The following is a 1365-nucleotide window of genomic DNA, read 5'->3' on the forward strand; positions in this document are numbered from 1 at the left end:
GCCGTTCGGACCCGCCGCGAAGCCGAGCGGGCCGACAGACAAGAACAGTTGATGCGATTGACGGAATTCAACGGTGATACAGGTGGTTTCGAACTGGACACAGAGAGCAATACTGTCGTGCTGACGGCAGGCACCCGGCGAATCATTGGCCGTCGTAACCAACACGAAATGCCTCTGGAGGAGGCGCTGAAACTGTTCCATCCAGACGACCGCGAAGACATCCAGCATACACTCGACAAGGTGCTGGAGACGCGCGAAGAACTGTACGACACATGGCGACTCCAACCGGGTGACGGCGAGGAACGTCTCCTCGATATGACAATTACTCCGGTTGTCGAGAATGGGGGGGAGGTAACGAAGCTCCGGGGGGCCGGTCACGATATTACTGAGCGTGAGGAGCACGAACGGACCGCTCGGCAGCGACAGAAGCAATTATCGCTGTTTTTTGAAGAATCACCACTTGGGGCAGTCCAGTGGGATTCTGAATTCCAGTTTGAACGGATGAACAGACGGGCCGAAGAGATTCTCGGCTACAGTGAGGCAGAGTTGTGTGGCGAGTCATGGGAGGGGATTGTCGCTGGTGACGACCGCGGACAGGTGGGTGATGCTGTAGAAAAACTCCTTGATGCGGACGGCGGAACCCACGTGATCAATAGGAACGTCCGAAAGGATGGGGAGGTAATCACCTGCGAGTGGCACAACCGTGTCGTCACCGACGCAGATGGGGACGTCCAGACGATTTTTTCGAAGTTTCAGGATGTTACCGACCGAGAGCGGCGGAAGACTGAATTAGAAGAGTACGAGACGATCATCGAGGCACTCAGTGATGCGGTGTACGTGGTTGACGAAAAGGGGCAGTTCACCTACGTTAACGACGAGTTGGTGGAATTAGTCGGCTACGACCGGGAAACGATTCTCGGGAACACACCATCGCTGATCAAAGACGAAGAGGCCGTCCAACGGGCCGAGCAGGAATTGGGACAGTTACTATCGAGCGATGGCCCGGAAGCGGTAACATTCGAAGTGACGGTCCACCCCCGCGAAGGCGATCCAATCGTCTGCGAAGATCATATGGGCGTCCTTCCGTACGATGGCGAGGAGTTCAACGGGTCGGTCGGCACACTCCGGGATGTCACCGAGCAACGAGAACGTGAAGCCGAACTCCGCCAGACCACCAACCAACTACAGGGTGTTATCGATAGCGTTGAGTCCGCGATGTGGATTCGAAACACCGATCACGAGTACGTGTATATGAATCAATATCATCGGGACCTGTTTGACATTGCTGACGATACCGACATCGCCGGAAAACGGGCAGCAGATTTACACTCGGCGGAAGTGGCTGAGAAATTTCAGCAGAACGAC

1 protein-coding gene is annotated in these 1365 nt (G+C 55.5%); it reads left to right on the forward strand.

All coding sequences use genetic code 11. The features are described 5' to 3' along the window. On the forward strand, positions 1-1365 hold a 1365-nt coding region (locus EXE47_RS18205), incomplete at both ends, for a PAS domain-containing protein (protein ID WP_137708623.1).

This window comes from Halorubrum sp. GN12_10-3_MGM (assembly GCF_005435235.1).
Classification (GTDB): Archaea; Halobacteriota; Halobacteria; order Halobacteriales; family Haloferacaceae; genus Halorubrum; species Halorubrum ezzemoulense.